Raw genomic sequence first — 19,845 nt, 5'->3', positions numbered from 1 at the left:
CGCACACGGGAGATTGCTCCCGTCCTGCTTCGGGTGGGTCAGCGGTTCTCGGTGGTGGGGGTGGTGGCCCGGTGCCAGACCACGCCGGCGCCGATGAGGAGCAGGGCGACGATCCAGTAGGGCCAGACGCCATCGCCACCCGACATCGGCAGGTCCCCGGTCGTGGTGTCGACCACCTCGACCGTGAAGGTGTCGCCGTCCTTCAATCGGACCCCCTCGCTGGTGCCCCCGTTGAGGGTGACGCCGGCGGGTGTCAGGCTGAAGGCGATCGGCTCGGCCAACAACTCGTGACCGGTCGGCGACTTGGTCTCGACCAGCCAGTACTCGCCCAGGTCCAGGTCGGCCGCGTTGTGGCGCCAGCCCTGGTTGGGGTCGACGGTCAGGGTGGCGATCGGGGTGGCTCCGGCCTGGTTGGGGTCGGTGTCGTACAGGTCGAAGGAAGCACCCTCCACCGGGCACGCATCCTGGCCGACATCACAGCCCTGTCCACCGAGCTTCTCGACCGCCATCGAGAAGGTGGGTGGGTCGACCGGCACACAGGCGTCGTTGTTGTCGATGCCGTCGGAATCGGAATCGATCTGCACCTGGTTGAAGAAGCCGCCCTCGGTCGGAGCGCCCGCACCCGCGGTGTTACAGGTTCCGGCCTGCTGCCAATCGATCGCCGCCCATTGTTCGGGGGTGCTGCGCCCGATGACGCTCACCTGATAGCTGGTGGTGCCACCGACCGCCACGGGTGCGGTGCCGGCCGGGATGGTGAAGCGTCCGTCGGTGACGTCGACGGGGGTGCCATTGAGGGTCACCCGATCGATGGTGAAGCCCTCGGGCAGGGTGACGAAGTCGTTGATGGCGGGATGTGGGCCGACGACCTCGCCGGTATTGGTGACGTTGACGGTGTAGTTGGCGATCGCCGTGAAAGTCTCGGTGTCCGCATCCCACACCGCCTCCACCCGGGCACCGGTGCCGCCGGCTTCGCCGCCTGCGGCCGACTTGGCCACGGCGAACTCGGGCTCCCGGTAGGTGGGGTCGTTGGTGCTGTCCTGAATCGGGGACGTTTGATCGGTGTCGGCCACGGCCGTGTTGACGATTCGCAGGGGATGGTCGTCGTTGACCGTGACCCGGAAGGTCACCACCGCCGATTCGCCCGGCTCCAGAGAGATGCCTTCGGCAGCGCGAATGAAGTTCGCCGGCTGTCCGAGCTTGTCGGAGACCTGCCGGCGGACGCCCTCGACCTCTCGGTAGGTGTAGTTCAAGACCACCCGGGTGTAGGCGGTGTTGTCCGGAAAGACGGGCTCATCCCGCGCGTCGTACCAAGACAGCGTGTAGACCCCGACGGCCGACCCGGAGGCAGCACCTTCTCTGATCACGGTGTTCCAAACACCGGGCCCGGTGCCGAAGGAGTTGTTGTCGACGCTGCGGTCGACTTCGAACCAGGCTCGCCCCCCGGGCAAGCTGGCTGCGACCGATACGTCTTCGCGCAAGGCCGGGAAACACGGGTTCAGGAATCCTCCGCAGAGTCCCAGCCTGCGCCGAGGGTCATCCCGGGTGAGGCCGTTCAGAGTTGCCCGGTAACCGGTCAACTGCGCGTCGGCGGGAATGCGGCCGACAGTGGTGAAGGTCTGTCGTCCGACCGCGAACCACTCGAAGTCGAAGTCGGGGAGATCACCGGTGTCAAAGGTGCCGTTCTTGGTGACGGTCTCCTGCGAGGTCCGCCAGTACAGTCGTGTGGTCGAGTTGGGCACGTAGCTGGTGCCGGTCGGAAGCTGGTCGGTGAGGACCAGGTTCTCCAAGGGGGCATCACCGTTGTTGGTCACCGTGATGGTGTACAGGATCTCCTCTCCCACCATCAGCGGGGTGTCCTCGGTGATCGGCGTGCCGTCGGTGCGACTGGAGACCTTGTCGATGGTTTTCATCGGCGCTTGGACGGTGAACGCGTCCTCGGCGGTCACTGCCTGCTTGGAGCCGGCGCCACGGGCCTGGGTGGTGGCGACCCCGGTTTGCGACTCTGTCGCCTCGGCACGGTTCACGGTGCGGGTGCAGGTGAACTCCCACTTCTCGTCCAGATCGAGGACGTCGTCGTTGTTGGTGTCACCCGAGACATAGGACACCGGGGTGCTGCCGGGGGTGCCACCGGGCGGGGCGCAGTGCTCATCGGTCACCGTCACCTCGTCGAGCGGCTCCTCCGACCCGGTGGGCTCCACCAGATAGGTGTAAGTGACGTCCAGGCGCGAGTCGCTGCGCGCGACGGCGTCCCCGGTCTTCTCCAGAGAGATCTCCGGGGTGGGAAGGGTGATCGTCCACGGGGCGGTGTCGGTGATGGTCGCCCCGGAAACCACCCCGACCGCGGACGCTGTGGCGGTACTGACGTGCTTGCCGTCGGTGAACGACGCCTCGGTCAACGTCGCGGCACAGGAGTACTTCCAGATCTCGGCCTGCCCGGTGTCGTCGCCGGTCGCCTCGGCGTTCAGCAGGCCGTCCTGGTTGCTGTCGCCGACAATGAACTCGGTTCCGGGGGTCAGCTCCGGGGTGATATTGCTGCACTTGCCGTCGCTCAGGGCGAGGTCGCGCAGATCCTCTTCACCCGGGTTGGTGACCCGGTACCGGAACTTCGCCGATTGCGGGTTCTCGGTGAGTTCGGTGACCTCACTGTGGATGTCGACCTCGAGTTGCGGCTCGATCAACCTGAGGCAGGTCGGATTCTGTGGACCGTCCACGTCCGGGTCATCGCTCTTCAGACCTTCGCCGGGCCCACCCAGGTAGGCGGCCCGGCCCTGGGCACAGACCTCCGCCTGATCCGGGGATACCTCCACCCGGAAGGTGATGGTGGCTGCCTGCTTGGGTGCGATGATGCCGTTGCTGCTCTGCGGCAAACCCGCACTGCGGACCAACTCCGCGGTGGCATAGGCGAACCCCGGTGATCGGTCGGTATCGGGCACCGGCGCACCGTTCAACCGGGTCGAACCCGGCACATAGGTGACGCCCCGGGGCAGTTCATGTTGCAGGGTGACGCCGGTGGCAGCCACGGTGCCGGTGTTCTCCACCACGACTGTGTAGCCCAGTTGCTGCGCCGAGGGTTCCTGCGCGTCCGGCCCCGGGTCGACCCTCTCGACACTGTTGGTGACCTGCACCTTCGCAGCAGGCCGAGCGCAAGAACCCATGCCCTCGAGGCTCATGCCGGGAAAGGTCCGCTGCGGGCTGGCAGTGCCGTCCGAGGTGTCCACCAGATAGAGGGTGCCGGTCGCGGACGTGGTGCCGGTGGCCCACAACCGGCCGTCGGCGGTGAAGGCGATTCCGGTGAATTCACCCTGGCCCAAGGCGCCGATCATGGTCGTTTCGGCGCCGCCGCCATCGGTGAGGTCGGCCCAGCCCAGGGTGTACAGGGACGCGGCACGGTCGTGGTTCGCACCGATGAGCCACATCGTGCCGGAACCGTCGAAGGCCAGGTCCCCCGAGGTGGCGTCCAGGCTCGCTCCGCGCACCGGACCCCGGGCGGTCCACGAGCCACCGGTCGGATTCGTCGTGCTGTCGGGGGTGAACTGATGCAACCCACCGTCCAGGTTGACCGTCCAGACCGATCCATCGGGTGCCACGCCCATCCGGTGGGAGCGCGTCGCGGGACTGTCGCCGATCAGCTCGCGGACTTCACCGGTTGACCTGTGGTACGCCCACAGGCCGCCGTACACCATCCCCGATCCGGTCGAACCGCTGTCGGTCTGCGGAATGAAGTAGACCCACTCGGAGTTGGTGGTGGAGACCGCTGAGGCCGCCGATCCACGCCACCGCTGATCTGGGGTCACTGTCTCCTGCGGCGGATCGGTCTGCTGCGAAGGGGTGGGGCTCTCCTGTTCCGGGGAGACGGTTTCCTGCGCCGACCCGGCTTCCGGTTGCGCTGCCACGTGTTGCGAACCAATCGTGTGGCGCGCCGTGGTGGTGGCGGCCGGGCCCGGGTTCTCGATCGTCCCCAACTCTCCGGCCAGATGATCGCCGGAGGAGCCCGGGGTCAAACCCCCGGTGCTGTACCACAGGGTGTTGCAGGCGTTCCCGGGGTTACCTTCGGCATGCGCCCGAGGGGTGGGAGTCTCGGCAGTACCCGGCCAGCCGATCAAGGTGAAGGCCAAGGTGATGACCACCGCCAGCCGGAGGTAGCGGGTCGCGCCGCGTCGGCCGGGTTGGGGCCGTGGGCGCCGGTACCCAGCACCGCTGCCCATCATCGCACCCTCTCTGGCACCGACTTTTTCCTCGCCGAGTACTCACCTACGCACCTTTCGATCGATTCAATCGATTACGGCTGGTCAAGTCAATCGATGCGGAACCGGGGCGTGGACGGCTATTCGGTGCACCACCGCAGGGCAAGCGTTGAGAGCCTTCGGGTGACGGGAATTGAGGTGTCGAGCTTCAGTGCCGGGCGCCTCGACCGGACGTCCAGACTTGTTCAGGGGGCGGCACGTAGATTCAGGGCGCGGCGCGCAGGCCGGTCGGGAACTCCGCCTCCAGGCGGCTCACGAAGATGCCGGTGATCCCGCGCGCCGGGGAGCGCAGCAGGCCCGCTTCGGCATGGTCGGTGTGCCACTCGTGCAACCGGGTGCCGTCGCCGGGGTCGGTGCTCTCATCACCGGGAGGGCCGAGATGGACGGTGATCTCCCGCAACGTCCGGCGGGCCAACTCGTCCAGCCAGTCGGGTTCGCCATGGGCGGTCAGATAAACCTCATCGGGCACCCCGGCACCCGTCCAGTGCCCGCCGAGCCGACGGGTGGTGCGCACCAGAAGCCCCTGGCCCGGTTCGGACTCGACCCCGAAAACCCCGGCCGCCCCGAACCACTCCGGTAGGCCACGAGGGTCATCGGGCAGGGGAGCGTTGGCGAAGACCTGTACCGCATTGGCCATCGCGCGGGCCGCCGCACCCAGTTCTGTGATGTCCTCGTCACGACACAGTTGGAGGGTCGCCCGCGGTGCGGGGTCGGAGCGCCATTCCAGAACGACATTGGCCCCGTTCACCCGCCAGCGCCGACTCCGCGGCAACTGGCCGCCGGAGTCGAAGGGGCGACCGAACTTGGTGCTGAACCACTCGGTGATCACCTCGGCCAACTGCAGTTGCTCCGGACGAAGCCGGTCGAACTCGAAGGTCACCGCCGACAGATGCGACCCCGACACCGCACAGGTGCCCAACAATCCGTCGGAGGTCGCGATGTGGCCACCATCGGGTTCGACCGAGGTGATGGACAGATCCGCCAGTCGCAGGAACCCGGTGATATCGCCGTCCGGCGGGGGCCACGGGGCGCTGAGCAGGGCCTCGGCGACCGACAACAGAGCGTCGGCTGTCCGGACCATTCGGGCGTCCAGTACGCGGGCGGGCTGGTTGGGCACGCCTGTACGATAACGGGTTCCGGCTCCGGTTAGCCCGATCGGGCCCGATCTGGCACAATATAGGCCGCATCTGATGCGGGGTGCCCTCTCAACGCCACGCATCGAGGTTCCCCGAGGCCGATCGCAACGCCCCACCGTTGACGAGAAGGCCCACCCGCATGCCCAACCGGGCACACCAACAGGAGTAACCACCCACGTGGCTGTCAAAATTCGTCTGAAGCGACTCGGCAAGATCCGTTCGCCCCACTACCGCATCGTTGTGATGGACTCCCGCGCCAAGCGGGACGGCCGGGCGATCGAGGAGATCGGTAAGTACCACCCGAAGAACGAACCGTCGTTCATCGAGGTCAACTCGGAGCGCGCGCAGTACTGGCTGTCGGTCGGCGCCCAGCCGACCGAGGCCGTCGTGGCGCTGTTCAAGCGTTCCGGTGACTGGCAGAAGTTCACCGGTGACGACTCCGCCTCGGGCATCGACCCGCAGGCCGAGAAGGAAGACAAGACCGCGATCTTCAACGCGGCCCTGGCCGACACCAAGGACATCCCGCTGGCCTCGGCGATCTCGTCCAAGAAGAAGGACGAGGACACCGATGAGGCTCCGGCCGAGGCCGCCGAAGAGGCGCCCGCCGAGGAAGCGGCCGAGACCGACGGCGAGTCCTGATGCTGGCCGACGCGCTCGAACATCTGGTCCGCGGTCTGGTGCTGAACCCCGACGATGTCCGGGTCACCGACCGGGACATGCGCCGTGGCCGGATGCTCGAGGTTCGCGTGCACCCCGATGACGTCGGCAAGGTGATCGGCCGTCAGGGCCGTACCGCCGGCGCCCTGCGCACCGTGATCGGTGCGCTGTCGGGCCGCGAACAGGTCCGGATCGACTTCGTGGACGTCGACCGGCGTCCGCGTGGTCGGCGCCGCTGACCTTGGCCGAGATCGAGGTCATCGTCGGACGAGTGGGTCGCCCCCACGGAGTCCGCGGTGACATCAGCGTGGAGCCCCGCACCGATGAACCGGATCGCCGGTTCGCGGTCGGGGCTCGACTGCGTGATGAGGCGAGTGGCCGAGCCTTCACCGTCTCGGCCATGCGCTGGCATCAGGGCCGGCTGCTGTTGCGGCTGGCCGAAATCACCGACCGTGACGCGGCCGAGGAGTTGCGCGGGACGATTCTGGTAGCCGATGTGGCGGCCGAAGAAGCCGCCGGTGATGCCGAGGACTTCTGGGACCGCGACCTGGTCGGGTTGAGGGTGCGCGACCACACCGGGGCCGAGGTCGGACGGGTGATCGCGGTACAACACCCACCCGCCCAGGACCTTCTCGAAATCCGCACCGACCACGGGGTGCGGCTGGTGCCCTTCGTCGAAGCCCTGGTGCCGACCGTGGACTTGGCCGAGGGCTACTGCCAACTCGCCGAGGTCACCGGCCTGCTCGACCCGGAGGCGGCCGAATGAGGATCGACATCGTGTCGATCTTCGTCGACTACTTCGCACCCCTGCGGTTGTCCCTGGTCGGCAAGGCGATCGAGAAGGGCATCATCGACCTCGACGTGCACGACCTGCGCACCTGGACCCACGACCGGCACCGCACCGTCGACGACACCCCTTACGGCGGTGGCGCCGGCATGGTGATGAAGCCCGAACCCTGGGGTGAGGCCCTCGACGCGCTGGCCGGCGAGGAAACCCTGCTGGTGGTGCCCACCCCGTCCGGGGAGCGGTTCAGTCAGCACCTCGCCGCCCGTTGGGCGGCCGAATCCCGTCTGCTGTTCGCCTGCGGCCGCTACGAAGGCATCGACGCCCGGGTGGTCGAACACGCCCGCACCCGGATGCGGGTGGTCGAGGTCAGTCTCGGCGACTACGTGCTCAACGGGGGAGAGGTCGCCACCTTGGCGATGGTCGAGGCCGTGGTGCGCCTGCTGCCCGGAGTGGTGGGTAACCCCGAGTCCCTGGTCGAGGAATCCCACTCCCTGGACGGTGGCCTGCTCGAATACCCCGTCTACACCAAACCCCCGAGTTGGCGCGGCCTGGACGTCCCCGACATCCTGCTGTCGGGCAACCACGCCAAGATCGCCGCATGGCGGCACGAACAATCCCTCGACCGCACCCGGCAGCGCCGTCCCGATCTGTTGGATCGGCCCGGTTCGGAATAGCCCTGCCAAGCGGTCGGGCACCCGGCCCGATGGCTCCCGGCGACCCGCCGGCTGTCTACCATTTACCAATGGAATCCAGCTACACCGCGGCCCCATCCCCGAGACCGCGCCGCAGTCGGTCGAGACGAATAGTGCCGATCGTCCTCGCAGCCCTCGGTGGGGTGATCGTTCTGGCTCTGGTGTGGTTCTTGGCCGTACCGGCGCTGTTCCCGAGCATGGGACGCGACCCTCTGGTCGAGGAGGCCGAGAAACTGGCCGCCGCCCTCGGCGACTCCGAGGTGCGCGTGGCAGACGATGAGTACGGTTACCGCGTGATCGTGCTGGTCGAGTTCACGCCGGGCCCCGACTACACGGCCCGCACGGAGCAGATCAACGACGAACTCTTCGGCCGCGGCTGGCTGCCACGCCCGGGACGTCCCGAACTGATCGATGCCGATCTGAATACCTACCGCTACAAGGTCGTGGGTGGCCGCGTCGCTTACGCCACTGCGATCACCGGCGTGCATCCGGTGGAAAAGGACGAGCTGCCCGAGACCGGCCACATCGCGGTCAAGTTCAGCCATGACTCCGGCGACTGAGGCCACCCCATAGCACGAATTCGCCGGCGCGGCGCCCACACAGCAAGTGAGGGCAGCCTTACTTCACCTGTCCGACAGGGCGTAATAGGCTGTGGGGCGTGGCGACAGCAACTATGACACCCAGAAAACAGGGCGGCCGGTCAACGGTCGTGGCCAAGGCTGTGATGGCGGTTACCGGTCTGATCATGATCGGCTTCCTGCTCATTCACATGTACGGCAACCTCAAGATCTTCAGCGGCGCGGAAGCCTTCAACAGCTACTCCGCCTGGCTGCGTGAGGCGTTCTACCCGATCCTCCCGCACCAGGGTCTGCTGTGGATCCTCCGCGTGGTACTCGTGCTTTCGGTACTGCTGCACATGTGGTCGGCGTTCAGCTTGTGGAGCCGGGACAACAAGGCAACCGGCGGTGGCCGCCGGTACGCGTCCAGCCGGGCGGGCAAGGGGCTGCAGCGCAGCTTCGCCTCGCGCACCCTGCGCTGGGGCGGCGTGATCATCGCCTTGTTCGTGGTCTTCCACATCCTGCACTTCACCGCGTACATCATCCGTCCGGGCGGCATGCCCACCGACACCCCCTACGACCGGGTGATGATCGGGTACTCGCCGCAGAACTGGTGGATCACCCTGATCTACGTGGTGGCCCTGGTCATGCTGTTGTTCCATCTGCGACACGGCATCTGGAGTGCGTTGACGACCTTGGGCGCCAACACCAGCGTGAAGGCCCGCAAGACGCTGGACATCATCGCGTGGGTGGTGGCCATCGTGATCATCGGTGGCTTCCTGTTGACCCCGATCGCCGTTCTGACTGGGATTGTGAGCTAGTTCAATGACCGATATCACTGAGAACCAGGTCAGCCCCGACGCTGACTCGCTGTGGGACGTCGGCAACGACATCCATGACACCAAGGCCCCGGCCGGGCCGATCGAGAAGAAGTGGGCCGAGCGCAAGTTCAACGCCCGACTGGTGAACCCGGCCAACCGCCGCAAGATGACCGTGATCGTGGTCGGCACCGGCCTGGCCGGTGGCGCCGCCGCCGCGACCCTCGGTGAGATGGGCTACCACGTCGAGAACTTCTGCTACCAGGACAGCCCCCGCCGCGCGCACTCGATCGCCGCCCAGGGTGGCATCAACGCCGCGAAGAACTACCGCAACGACGGCGACTCGGTACACCGGCTGTTCTACGACACGGTCAAGGGCGGCGACTACCGCGCCCGGGAAACCAACGTCCACCGCCTCGCCGAGGTGTCGGTGAACATCATCGACCAGTGCGTCGCCCAGGGCGTGCCCTTCGCCCGCGAATACGGCGGCCTGCTCGACAACCGCTCCTTCGGCGGTGTGCAGGTCTCGCGTACCTTCTACGCCCGCGGCCAGACCGGCCAGCAGCTGCTGATCGGTGCCTACCAGGCCCTCGAGCGTCAGGTCGCCGCCGGCACCGTGCACATGCACACCCGCCACGAAATGCTCGAGCTGATCGTCGCCGACGGCCGTGCCCGCGGCATCGTGGTGCGCGACATGGTCACCGGTGAGGTCAAGAACTACTACGCCGACGCCGTCGTACTCGCCACCGGTGGCTACGGCAACGTGTTCTTCCTCTCCACCAACGCGATGGGCTGCAACGTCACCGCCAACTGGCGGGCCCACCGCAAGGGCGCCTACTTCGGCAACCCCTGCTACACCCAGATTCACCCCACCTGCATCCCGCAGTCCGGCGATACCCAGTCGAAGCTGACCCTGATGTCGGAGTCGCTGCGTAACGACGGACGGATCTGGGTACCGAAGAACGGTGAGGACTGCACCAAGGACCCCCGCCAGATTCCCGAGGAGGACCGCGACTACTACCTGGAGCGGATCTACCCGGCCTTCGGCAACCTGGTGCCCCGCGACATCGCCTCGCGCCAGGCCAAGAACATGTGCGACGAGGGACGCGGTGTGGGCCCCGAGGTGGACGGTGTCCGCCGCGGTGTCTACCTCGACTTCGCCGACGCGATCGAGCGGTTGGGCCGCGGGGCCGTCGAGGCCAAGTACGGCAACCTGTTCGACATGTACCAACAGATCACCGGCGAGAATCCGTACGAAACCCCGATGCGGATCTACCCGGCGGTGCACTACACGATGGGCGGCCTGTGGGTCGACTACGACCTGCAATCGTCCATCCCCGGCCTGTACGTCACCGGTGAGGCGAACTTCTCCGACCACGGCGCGAACCGCCTGGGCGCCTCGGCGCTGATGCAGGGTCTGTCCGACGGCTACTTCGTGCTGCCGAACACCATCAACGACTACCTGGCCGATGCGCCCTTCGACAAGATCGACGACTCGCACCCGGCCGCCAAGGAAGCGTTGGACTCGGTCAACGAGCAGATCAACACCCTGCTGTCGATCAACGGCTCGCGCACCGTCGACTCCTTCCACAAGGAACTCGGCCACATCATGTGGGAGTACTGCGGAATGGAGCGCACCGAGGAGGGCCTGCGCAAGGCGATCGGACTGATCCGTGAGCTGCGCAAGAACTTCTGGGCCGACGTCAAGGTGACCGGCGAGGCGATGGAACTGAACCAGGCTCTCGAGCGGGCCGGCCGGGTGGCCGACTTCATCGAGCTCGGCGAGCTGATGTGCATCGACGCCCTGCACCGCCGCGAATCCTGTGGTGGTCACTTCCGGGCCGAATCCCAGACCGAGGACGGGGAGGCGCTGCGTCACGACGACGAGTACGCCTACGTCGCGGCGTGGGAGTGGGCCGGTGTCGGCAACAAGCCGATCCTGCACAAGGAACCGCTGGAGTACGAGTTCATCGAGATGAAGCAACGGAGTTACAAGTGAACGTCACCCTGCGCGTATGGCGCCAAGCCGGGCCCAAGGCCAAGGGCAAGATGGTCGAGTACAAGCTCGAGGGCATTCACGATCACATGTCCTTCCTCGAGATGCTCGACGCCCTCAACGAGAAGATCACCCTCGAGGGCGGCGACCCGATCGCCTTCGACTCCGACTGCCGTGAAGGTATCTGCGGTATGTGCGGCATCGTGATCAACGGCATCCCGCACGGTCGTGGTGAGACCACCTACCCGACCACGACCTGCCAGTTGCACATGCGGGAGTTCAAGGACGGCGATGTCATCGACATCGAGCCGTGGCAGGCCGAGCCGTTCCCGATTCTGAAGGACCTGGTCGTCGACCGGGGCGCCTTCGACCGGATTATCCAGGCCGGCGGCTACATCTCGGCCCCGACTGGCACCGCCCCCGACGCCCACGCCGTCCCGGTGCCGAAGAAGGACGCCGACGCGGCCTTCGACGCGGCCACCTGCATCGGCTGCGGCGCCTGTGTGGCGGCCTGCCCGAACGGGTCGGCGATGCTGTTCACCGCTGCCAAGGTGACCCACCTGGGCCTGCTGCCGCAGGGCCAACCCGAGCGCAAGTCGCGGGTGCAGAACATGGTCGCCCAGCACGATGCCGAGGGCTTCGGCAACTGCACCAACATCGGTGAGTGCACCGCCGCCTGCCCCAAGGAGATTCCGCTGGCCACGATCAGCCGCCTGAACCGGGATCTGCTCTGGCTCTGATGCGAATCGCCGTCGCGCAAATCACCAGCAGCCGCGACCTCGACGACAACCTGAACCTGGTTGGCCGTCAGGTCGCGGCTGCTGCCGCATCCGGGGCCGAGTTGGTGGTCTTCCCCGAGGCCGCGATGCGGGCCTTCGGGCATCGCCTCACCGACATCGCCGAACCCCTGGACGGCCCCTGGGCCACCGGGGTGCGCGAGTACGCCCGTCGCCACGGGGTGGTCGTGGCGGCCGGCATGTTCACCCCCGGCACCCCCAACGACCGGGGCGAGCCGCGGGTGATCAACACCCTGCTGGTCACCGGCCGCGACCGCGACGGCCGGGAGATCGAGGAGCACTACGACAAGCTCAATCTCTTCGACGCCTTCGGTTTCCGCGAATCCGATACCGTCCAGCCCGGCGACCGCGAAGTGATCGTCGACATCGGCGGGGTGAAGGTCGGGCTGACGATCTGCTTCGACGTCCGCTTTCCGGAGTTGTTCCGTAACTTGGCCCGCGCCGGCGCCCAAGCGATCATCTGCTGCGCGTCCTGGCATTCGGGGCCCGGCAAGGTCGAACAATGGGATCTGCTGGTGCGCGCCCGCGCGCTCGACTCGACCAGTTGGCTGATCGCTGCCGGCCAGGCCGACCCGGCCATCAGCGGGATCGAATCCAAACGGGGTGCGCCGACCGGGGTCGGGCACTCGGCGGTGATCTCACCGCGCGGCGAGGTCGTCGGCCGGCTCGGGGCTGGGCCCGGACTGCTGCTGCACGACCTGGACCTGTCCGGGCTGGACGAGGTGCGCCAGGAGATCCCGGTACTGGGTTGATTCCGGTTTTTGGTTGATGGCTCGGGACTGAGCGCCTGGGTTGACCCCTGTGATCTCAGCTTGCACAGGCCGCGAACCACCGTCTTATCTGCTGCGGCGCCGACCCCACCAACCTGCGACCCGCAGCTGCCAGCCCACCGGGGCTTCGGCCCCGGTCTGCTGCAAAGCGCCTGATTTCGGGTAGCAAAGCGATATAGAGTGTTCCCGGCCCGAGATCGGGCCAGTTGCAGCAGCGACGAGGGCTCAGACCGTGCGCGACAGCCCGCGATTCCCGTGCGGGCAGCCCACGATTTCCGTCCCGGCAGCACTCTGTGGCAAACTTGCGTGCTGTTGTCCGTGCGACGCGGCTCCTGCCACGGGGGGATCGACCGCACCACGGGCCCAACCAGACCCACCAGCTCAGGTGACCTGTGGCACCGGCAAGGAACAGTTCCATGAACCAGCTCATCGCAGCCATCGACGCCCAGTCCGTCCGGGACGACATCCCCGAGTTCCGGGCCGGCGACTCGGTCAAGGTGCACGTGCGAGTCATCGAAGGTACCCGCTCCCGTGTCCAGGTTTTCGCCGGTGTGGTGATCGCCCGCAGCGGGTCGGGCCTGCAGGAGACCTTCACCGTCCGCAAGATCAGCTTCGGTGTCGGCGTGGAACGAACCTTCCCGGTGCACACCCCGATCATCGAGAAGATCGAGGTCGAGCGTCGCGGTGATGTGCGTCGCGCCAAGCTGTACTACCTGCGCGATCGTCGCGGTAAGGCCGCCAAGATCAAGGAGAAGCGCGAGAACTGATCGCGCTGTCGAAAAACGCCCTCCGCTGAATCGCGGGGGGCGTTTCATATGTCAGGAAGTATTGGCCAACCGGTCTACGCTTGGCTGTGGTCACCACCGGTAGGAGGCAAGGGCGTTGAGCGAGAACGTGCAGGCCGACGAGGATCATCCCGTCGGTATCGGCACCAAGATGTGGCGCCTTGCTCGCGAGATCGGGCTGGTGCTGATCTTCGGCTTGATCCTGTCGGTACTGATCCGCACCTTCGTCGCCCAGGTCTTCTCGATTCCGTCCGGGTCGATGGAGAACACCCTGAAGATCGGCGACCGGGTGGTGGTGCAGAAGATCAGCAAGTTCCAGCGCGGTGATGTGGTGGTCTTTTCCGACCACGCCCACTGGCTGTCCGATCAACCCCAAGCACAGGACCGGGGCCCGCTCGGCAAGGCACTGGAGTTCGTCGGGGTGCTGCCCGACACCGGCACCAACCACCTGATCAAGCGGGTGATCGGGCTGCCCGGTGACACCGTGGAATGCTGCAGCACCGAGGGCCGGCTGTCGGTCAACGGGGTCGAGATTCCCGAGTCGGAGTACCTCTACACCGACGCCGAAGGCAACATGGTCGCCGCCGCCGACGTGCCCTTCAAGGTTGTGGTGCCCCGCGGCACGATGTTCGTGATGGGCGACCACCGCAATGCCTCCCGTGACTCCCGCTGCTATCTCAGCGATGTGTCCAACACCAGCTACACCGGCGCGACCGCCTTCGTCCCGACCGAGAATGTGGTTGGAACGGCCTGGGTGATCATCTACCCCTTCGAGCACGGACGCTTCTTCAGCACCCCCGACGCCTTCGCCAACGTGCCCGATCCACCGCCGGCACCCGACCGGGCGGTGATCGAACCCGAAGGAGTGGGCTGCTGATGGCCACCTTCCGGGTGCGCCGTGACTCCGGCCTGTACGGCTACGAACGCGCCCTGTACCGGGCCGGTCTCGGACCGGTGGCCGGCACCGATGAGGCCGGACGCGGCGCCTGCGCCGGCCCCCTGGTGGCGGCCGCGGTGATCCTCGAACCGAACCGTCCGATCACCGGCCTGCGCGACTCCAAACTGCTCACCGCCGCCGCCCGGGAACGGGCCTACGACGAGATCGTGGCCAAGGCCGCGGCCTGGTCGGTGGTCAGCGTCCCGGCCACCGAATGTGACCGGATGGGCCTGCACGTGGCCAACCTGGCCGCCCTGCGCCGGGCTGTCTGGCGGTTGGACGTGGCCCCGTCCTACGTGCTCAGTGACGGCTTCGCCGTCGACGGCCTGGGGGTGCCGGCATTGGCGATGTGGAAGGGCGACCGCGTCGCCGCCTGTGTTGCCGCCGCCTCGGTGATCGCCAAGGTGACCCGCGACCGGATCATGGTCGACATCGCCCAACAATGGCCCGACTACGGCTTCGAGATCCACAAGGGATACTCCACCGCCGCACACCAGCAGAGCCTCGACACCCACGGGCCGTGCCCCGAGCACCGGATGCGTTACGGGAATGTCCGACGAGCGGTAGAGTCGTCCGCGACATGAGCACTGATGATCTCGAGCAGTACGAAAGCGACCTCGAACTGCAGCTGTACCGGGAATACAAGGACGTCGTGAGCATCTTCACCTACGCGGTGGAGACCGAGCGCCGCTTTTACCTCTGCAATGCGGTCGACCTGAAGGTGCGCACCGAGGGCGGCGATGTGTACTACGAGGTTTCGATGGGCGACGCCTGGGTGTGGGACATGTATCGTCCGGCCCGTTTCGTCAAGAGTGCGAAGGTGCTGACCTTCCGCGACGTCTCGATCGAGGAAATCGTCCACAGCGATCTACAGGTTCCCGACACCCGCGACTGACAGTTATCCACAGATTTCGCTTCGCCGGGGAACTTCGGTATCCCGCTGCCCACCGTTACGGGTATGAACCGCAACGAATTGGGCAAACACGGCGAACAACTGGCCGCGTCCTTTCTCGAGGCCTCCGGATGGACGGTGATCGACCGCAACTGGCACTGCGCCGAGGGCGAACTCGACATCGTCGCCATCAGTGAGGACGCCGGGGAGAGCACGCTGGCCTTCTGCGAGGTGAAAACCCGCACCGGTTTGGGCTACGGCTCGCCTCTGGAATCCATCACCGATCTGAAAGTGCGTCGGCTGCGGCACCTCACCGCCCGCTGGCTGCTCGAGCACCCGATCACCGCCACCCACATCCGGCTGGACGCGATCGGGGTGCTGCTCGTGCCGGGCCGCGAACCCCAGATCCACCACCTGTCCGGGATCGGTCGATGAGCACCGGCACGGCCTGGTCGGTGGCCCTGACCGGCCTGGTCGGGCAGATGGTCGAGGTCGAAGCGGCGATCGGCGGGGGCCTGCCGCGCACGGTGCTGGTCGGGCTGCCCGACACCGCCCTGTACGAGGCCCGCGACCGGTGCAAGGTGGCGGTGGCCTCCTCGGGGCTGTCCTGGCCGGCGCAACTGGTGACGATCAACCTGTCACCGGCCTCGGTACCCAAGCACGGTTCCCACCACGATCTGGGCATCGCGATGGCCGTGCTGTCCGCGGCGGAAGCGGTGCCGGCCTCGGCGGGCGCCCGCACGGTGTGCTTCGGTGAACTCGGCCTGGACGGGCGGGTGCGCAGCGTCCCGGGCATCCTGCCGGCCATGATCGCGGCCCACGACGCCGGATTCCGGCGGGTGATCGTGCCGTGGGAGCAGGTGCGCGAAGCCTGCCTGATCGACGACCTGGCGGTGATCGGGGTGAGCACCCTGGCCGAACTGGTCGCCGTCCTGAACGGCAAGGGCACGCCGCGCGCGTTGTCGCAGGCCAGGGAGGCCGTCGTGGAGGAACCCGATGCGCCGCAGGATCTGGCTGATGTTGCCGGTCAGGCCGCGGCGCGGTTCGCCCTGGAGGTCGCCGCGGCCGGACGGCACCACCTGTATCTGCACGGCCCGCCGGGGGTCGGCAAGACCATGCTCGCCGAACGCTTGCCGGGGTTGTTGCCGCCGTTGAGCCGGGCCGAATCCCTGGAGGTCTCGGCCCTGCATTCCTTGTCGGGACGGGCGCTGACCGGTCTGATCGAACGTCCGCCGTATGCCGACCCCCATCATTCGTCCTCACCGGTGAGCATCATCGGTGGCGGCACCCGGGTGTTGCGTCCGGGGTCGATGTCATTGGCCCATCGTGGGGTGCTCTTTCTCGACGAGGCACCCGAGTTCAACCCGCGGGTCCTGGAATCGTTGCGGGTACCGCTGGAGTCCGGTGCGCTGACGGTGGGCCGGGCCCTCGGGCAGGCCCAGTTCCCAGCCCGTTTCCAACTGGTGATGGCCGCCAACCCCTGCCCCTGTGGTCGCAAGGATTCCCGGGGTGCGGCCTGTACCTGCACCCCGAACGCGATCCGGCGCTATCAGCAGCGCATCTCGGGCCCGATCCTGGATCGGATCGATATCCAACAGCGGCTGACGCCGCTCAGCCGAGCAGTACTGCGCCAAGCCGGTACCGGGCAGGCCGGGGCAGCCGAATCGACCGCCACCGTGGCCGAGCGGGTGGCCGAGGCCAGGCAGCGGCAACGCCACCGGCTGGCCGGATCGGGTTGGCTCACCAACGGTGAGGTGCCCGGCCCCTACCTGCGCACCCATCTGCCCCTGCCGGCCGGCCTGGAGATACTCGACACCGCGGTCGGTCGTGGACTGCTCAGCCCACGTGGGGTCGACAAGGTGCTGCGGGTTGCCTGGTCGATCGGCGATCTGGCCGGTGCCGACGTGCCCGGCCGCGACCATGTCGCGACGGCCCTGGCGATGCGACACGGCGAGGTGGCGGCATGAGCGTGGACGAGGCCGAACGCCGGGCCCGGCTGGCGTTGAGCTGTGTGGTGGAGGCCGGTGACCTGGAGATCGGCGGCCGCGTGTCGCGGGAGGGTGCCGAGCAGGTGTGGTCGCAGTTGCGGGAGGGCAGTACCGACTCGCGCTGGAATCGGCGGGCCGCGCTGTTCGATCCCGAGCCGGTACTGGAACTGGCCGAGCAGGCTCGGGTGCGCTTCGTGGTGCCCGGGGATCGCGAGTGGCCCGAACCCCTGGCCGATCTGGCCACGGCCTCGCCGGTACAGAACCAGGGCGGTGTGCCGATCGGGCTGTGGCTGCGCGGCGGCGGGAACCTGGTCGAGATCAGCCGCCGCTCGGTGGCGATCGTCGGGTCGCGGGCGGCCAGCCCCTATGGCGTCGAGGTCGCGGCCCATCTGGCTGCCGAACTCCAGGACGACCGGTGGCGGGTGATCTCCGGCGGGGCCTACGGCATCGACGCGGCCGCCCACCGGGGTGCGCTGGCGATGGACGCCCCGACCGTGGCGGTATTGGCCTGTGGCCCCGACCAGCCGTACCCGACCGGCAATCAGGGATTGTTCAACCAGATCCTGGATCACGGGGTGCTGGTGTCGGAACAGCCGCCGGGGGAGCGGCCCACCAAACCCCGGTTCCTGATCCGCAACCGGCTGATCGCCGCCCTGTCCACCGGGGTGGTGGTGGTCGAAGGCGCGCTGCGGTCGGGCAGCCGCAGCACCGCCACCTGGGCCACCCGCTGCGGTCGACCCCTGATGGCGGTTCCCGGGTCGGTGCTGACGAGCGAATCGGTCACCCCGCACGCCTTGATCCGCGACCAGGAAGCCGTCCTGGTCACCGGCGCCGCGCACGTGCGTGAGGTGGTCGGTTCCTATGGCGATGACTGCCTGCCCCATGAGCGCAGCCCTGATCGTCCGCTGGATCGGCTCTCGACCCACGAGCTGATGGTGTACGAGGCACTGCCGGCGCGTGGGGCGCGCACCGCCGACGAGCTGTCCATTCGGGCCGGGCTCCCCGTGACCCAGTGCCTGACCGCGTTGGCGACCCTGCAGGTGTCGGGTCTGGTCGCGCAAACGGCCGACGGCAGGTGGTGTCTGGGCTGATCGGCGGGTGAAATGACGAAGCGGCGGACCCGGTTGGGCCCGCCGCTCACAGGGGATTCGTTGGCCGGGTGCCGGTGGGCTACCGCGGCGGGCGGCGATCAGATGACGTCGGTGTATTCCGGGTGATCGCGCAAGAAGCGCTGAGTGTAGGCACACTGCGGTACCGCGCTGAGGCCGCGCAACCGCACATCGTCGAGCGCGAAGCGCGTCAGGGCACGGGCAATGCCGGTGTGGTGGACATGTTCAGCGGTTTCGGTATGGGTGATGACGACCTTGCGGCCGTTCATCCGGTAGTTGATTCGGCCGACGATCTCGCCATTGAGTTCGGCCTGGTACTGCGATTCATCAGCCAGGTGAACGAGATTGGGCACTGTGGTGTTCCTTGATTCTTGTTCCATACGTGGAGTTCCTCTCCACATCTTCAGTCTGCCCGTCACCATACGTTCGCGCCACGGCGACAGGCGGTGGCACGGGACGTTCATCGGCCCGTCATGTGGACCCCATTGGGTACCACACAGCAACAAGCTTAGCTTGCGCCTATGAATAACGACGCCTTCGGCACACGCGCCGTGCACGCCGGTCTCGAACCCGACCCGGCCACCGGTGCGGTGGTGCAGCCGATCTACTGGACGTCGACCTACCAGCAGGACGCTCCGGGGCAGTTGCGATCGGCCTACGAGTACGGCCGGGCCGCTCATCCCAACCGCACCGCCCTGCAAACCCAACTGGCCTCCCTCGAAGGCGGCGAACACGCCTTCGCGTTCACCTCCGGACTGGCTGCCGAGGACGTCCTGCTGCGCGGCCTGCTGGGCCCCGGTGGTCGACTGATCGTCGGCCGCGATGCCTACGGCGGCACCCTGCGGCTGTTCCGCCGCGTGCACGCCGACTGGCAGGTCGACGTCCGGGTGGTCGACCTGAGCGACCACGATGCGGTGGTGGCCGCCCTGGCCGGTTCGTCCGGTGCGGTGTTGTGGGTGGAAACCCCGTCCAACCCGTGGATGACCGTGCATGACATCGCCGCCCTGGCCGAGATTGCCCGCACCCATCACGCCCGGCTGGTGGTGGACAACACCTTCGCCTCCCCGGCCCTGCAGCAGCCCCTGGCCCTGGGTGCCGATGTCGTGGTGCATTCGACCACGAAGTATCTCGGCGGTCACTCCGATGTGGTGGGTGGGGCGTTGATCCTCAACGATGCCGAACTCGCCGAGAAGCTCGGGTTTCTGCACAACGCGACCGGTGCCGGGGCAGCACCGATGGATTGCTGGTTGACCAGCCGGGGCATCAAAACCCTGCACCTGCGGATGGAGCGACACTGCCACAATGCCCGCGCGGTGGCCGAGTACCTGGCCGAACATCCCGCGGTGTCGGCGGTGCATTACCCGGGCCTGCCCGGGCATCCCGGACACGAGATCGCCGCCAAGCAGATGAGCGACTTCGGGGGCATGGTGTCGGTGCAATTCGCCGGCGGTGAGGCGGCCGCCCGCACCGTCGGCGCGGCGATGCGGTTGTTCGTGCTGGCCGAATCGCTGGGTGGGGTGGAGTCCCTGGTCTGCCACCCGACGACGATGACCCACGCCTCGCTGTCCGGCACCGCCGAGGAGATCCCCGCCGACATGCTGCGGTTGTCGGTCGGTATCGAGGACGCCGACGATCTGATCGCCGATGTGGCTCAGGGGTTGGATCGCCTCACGTAACCTG

General features: G+C 67.3%; 20 protein-coding genes. 17 read left to right on the top strand and 3 right to left on the bottom strand.

The window, feature by feature from the left end; genetic code table 11:
* Positions 1–38: 38 nt before the first annotated feature.
* Complete coding sequence (locus tag ACR4XW_RS11660) at positions 39–4,205, bottom strand: SpaA isopeptide-forming pilin-related protein (protein WP_434760726.1); 4,167 nt, start codon at positions 4,203–4,205, stop codon at positions 39–41.
* Positions 4,206–4,449: 244 nt separating this feature from the next.
* Positions 4,450–5,361 (bottom strand): hypothetical protein, encoded by a 912-nt coding sequence (locus ACR4XW_RS11655; protein WP_434760725.1) that lies wholly within the window; start codon positions 5,359–5,361, stop codon positions 4,450–4,452.
* 196 nt (positions 5,362–5,557) lie between these two features.
* Between ACR4XW_RS11655 and rpsP the strand changes: the two genes are divergently transcribed.
* From rpsP to dprA, 16 genes are all read left to right on the top strand, one after another.
* On the top strand, positions 5,558–6,019 hold the full coding sequence (gene rpsP / locus ACR4XW_RS11650; protein ID WP_434760724.1) for a 30S ribosomal protein S16: 462 nt from the start codon (positions 5,558–5,560) through the stop codon (positions 6,017–6,019).
* Positions 6,019–6,276 (top strand): RNA-binding protein, encoded by a 258-nt coding sequence (locus tag ACR4XW_RS11645; protein WP_434760723.1) that lies wholly within the window; start codon positions 6,019–6,021, stop codon positions 6,274–6,276. The genes rpsP and ACR4XW_RS11645 overlap by 1 nt, the downstream gene beginning before the upstream one ends.
* 2 nt (positions 6,277–6,278) lie before the next feature.
* Positions 6,279–6,803, top strand: a complete 525-nt coding sequence (gene rimM / locus ACR4XW_RS11640) for a ribosome maturation factor RimM (protein ID WP_434760722.1) — start codon at positions 6,279–6,281, stop codon at positions 6,801–6,803.
* Positions 6,800–7,498, top strand: a complete 699-nt coding sequence (gene trmD, locus ACR4XW_RS11635; RefSeq protein WP_434760721.1) for a tRNA (guanosine(37)-N1)-methyltransferase TrmD — start codon at positions 6,800–6,802, stop codon at positions 7,496–7,498. The genes rimM and trmD overlap by 4 nt, the downstream gene beginning before the upstream one ends.
* 131 nt (positions 7,499–7,629) lie before the next feature.
* Positions 7,630–8,076 (top strand): hypothetical protein, encoded by a 447-nt coding sequence (locus tag ACR4XW_RS11630; RefSeq protein ID WP_434760720.1) that lies wholly within the window; start codon positions 7,630–7,632, stop codon positions 8,074–8,076.
* A 98-nt stretch (positions 8,077–8,174) separates the two neighbouring features.
* Positions 8,175–8,894 carry a succinate dehydrogenase cytochrome b subunit gene (locus ACR4XW_RS11625; protein ID WP_434760719.1) on the top strand — a complete coding sequence of 240 codons (720 nt, stop codon included), beginning with the start codon at positions 8,175–8,177 and terminating at the stop codon, positions 8,892–8,894.
* Between the two features lie 4 nt (positions 8,895–8,898).
* On the top strand, positions 8,899–10,890 hold the full coding sequence (locus ACR4XW_RS11620; protein ID WP_434760718.1) for a fumarate reductase/succinate dehydrogenase flavoprotein subunit: 1,992 nt from the start codon (positions 8,899–8,901) through the stop codon (positions 10,888–10,890).
* On the top strand, positions 10,887–11,627 hold the full coding sequence (locus ACR4XW_RS11615) for a succinate dehydrogenase/fumarate reductase iron-sulfur subunit (protein ID WP_434760717.1): 741 nt from the start codon (positions 10,887–10,889) through the stop codon (positions 11,625–11,627). Before ACR4XW_RS11620 ends, ACR4XW_RS11615 begins: the two co-directional genes overlap by 4 nt.
* A complete protein-coding gene (locus ACR4XW_RS11610; protein ID WP_434760716.1) occupies positions 11,627–12,436 on the top strand; it encodes a carbon-nitrogen hydrolase family protein in 810 nt (269 codons plus the stop codon). The genes ACR4XW_RS11615 and ACR4XW_RS11610 overlap by 1 nt, the downstream gene beginning before the upstream one ends.
* A 434-nt stretch (positions 12,437–12,870) precedes the next feature.
* Positions 12,871–13,221 (top strand): 50S ribosomal protein L19, encoded by a 351-nt coding sequence (gene rplS, locus ACR4XW_RS11605; protein ID WP_434760715.1) that lies wholly within the window; start codon positions 12,871–12,873, stop codon positions 13,219–13,221.
* Between the two features lie 115 nt (positions 13,222–13,336).
* Positions 13,337–14,116 carry a signal peptidase I gene (lepB, locus tag ACR4XW_RS11600; RefSeq protein WP_434760714.1) on the top strand — a complete coding sequence of 260 codons (780 nt, stop codon included), beginning with the start codon at positions 13,337–13,339 and terminating at the stop codon, positions 14,114–14,116.
* Complete coding sequence (locus tag ACR4XW_RS11595) at positions 14,116–14,760, top strand: ribonuclease HII (protein WP_434760713.1); 645 nt, start codon at positions 14,116–14,118, stop codon at positions 14,758–14,760. The genes lepB and ACR4XW_RS11595 overlap by 1 nt, the downstream gene beginning before the upstream one ends.
* Positions 14,757–15,071 carry a DUF2469 domain-containing protein gene (locus ACR4XW_RS11590; RefSeq protein WP_434760712.1) on the top strand — a complete coding sequence of 105 codons (315 nt, stop codon included), beginning with the start codon at positions 14,757–14,759 and terminating at the stop codon, positions 15,069–15,071. Before ACR4XW_RS11595 ends, ACR4XW_RS11590 begins: the two co-directional genes overlap by 4 nt.
* Before the next feature lie 63 nt (positions 15,072–15,134).
* Positions 15,135–15,503 carry a YraN family protein gene (locus ACR4XW_RS11585; protein WP_434760711.1) on the top strand — a complete coding sequence of 123 codons (369 nt, stop codon included), beginning with the start codon at positions 15,135–15,137 and terminating at the stop codon, positions 15,501–15,503.
* The gene (locus ACR4XW_RS11580; RefSeq protein WP_434760710.1) at positions 15,500–17,035 is read left to right on the top strand and encodes a YifB family Mg chelatase-like AAA ATPase; all 1,536 of its coding nucleotides are present in this window, start codon (positions 15,500–15,502) and stop codon (positions 17,033–17,035) included. Before ACR4XW_RS11585 ends, ACR4XW_RS11580 begins: the two co-directional genes overlap by 4 nt.
* The gene (dprA, locus tag ACR4XW_RS11575; RefSeq protein ID WP_434760709.1) at positions 17,032–18,147 is read left to right on the top strand and encodes a DNA-processing protein DprA; all 1,116 of its coding nucleotides are present in this window, start codon (positions 17,032–17,034) and stop codon (positions 18,145–18,147) included. The genes ACR4XW_RS11580 and dprA overlap by 4 nt, the downstream gene beginning before the upstream one ends.
* A 98-nt stretch (positions 18,148–18,245) precedes the next feature.
* Here the strand turns inward: dprA and ACR4XW_RS11570 are convergent, their stop codons facing one another.
* On the bottom strand, positions 18,246–18,518 hold the full coding sequence (locus ACR4XW_RS11570) for a GNAT family N-acetyltransferase (RefSeq protein WP_434760708.1): 273 nt from the start codon (positions 18,516–18,518) through the stop codon (positions 18,246–18,248).
* A 168-nt stretch (positions 18,519–18,686) separates the two neighbouring features.
* Here ACR4XW_RS11570 and ACR4XW_RS11565 point away from each other — a divergent pair, with 168 nt between their 5' ends.
* A complete protein-coding gene (locus ACR4XW_RS11565; protein WP_434760707.1) occupies positions 18,687–19,841 on the top strand; it encodes a cystathionine gamma-synthase in 1,155 nt (384 codons plus the stop codon).
* Positions 19,842–19,845 lie beyond the last annotated feature (4 nt).

The sequence above is a fragment of the Pseudenemella bisphenolivorans genome (genome assembly GCF_051133435.1).
Lineage (GTDB): Bacteria > Actinomycetota > Actinomycetes > Propionibacteriales > Propionibacteriaceae > JAAYAO01.
The sequence above is the reverse complement of the archived record's forward strand: the minus strand, read 5'-3'. Positions and strand labels throughout refer to the sequence as shown.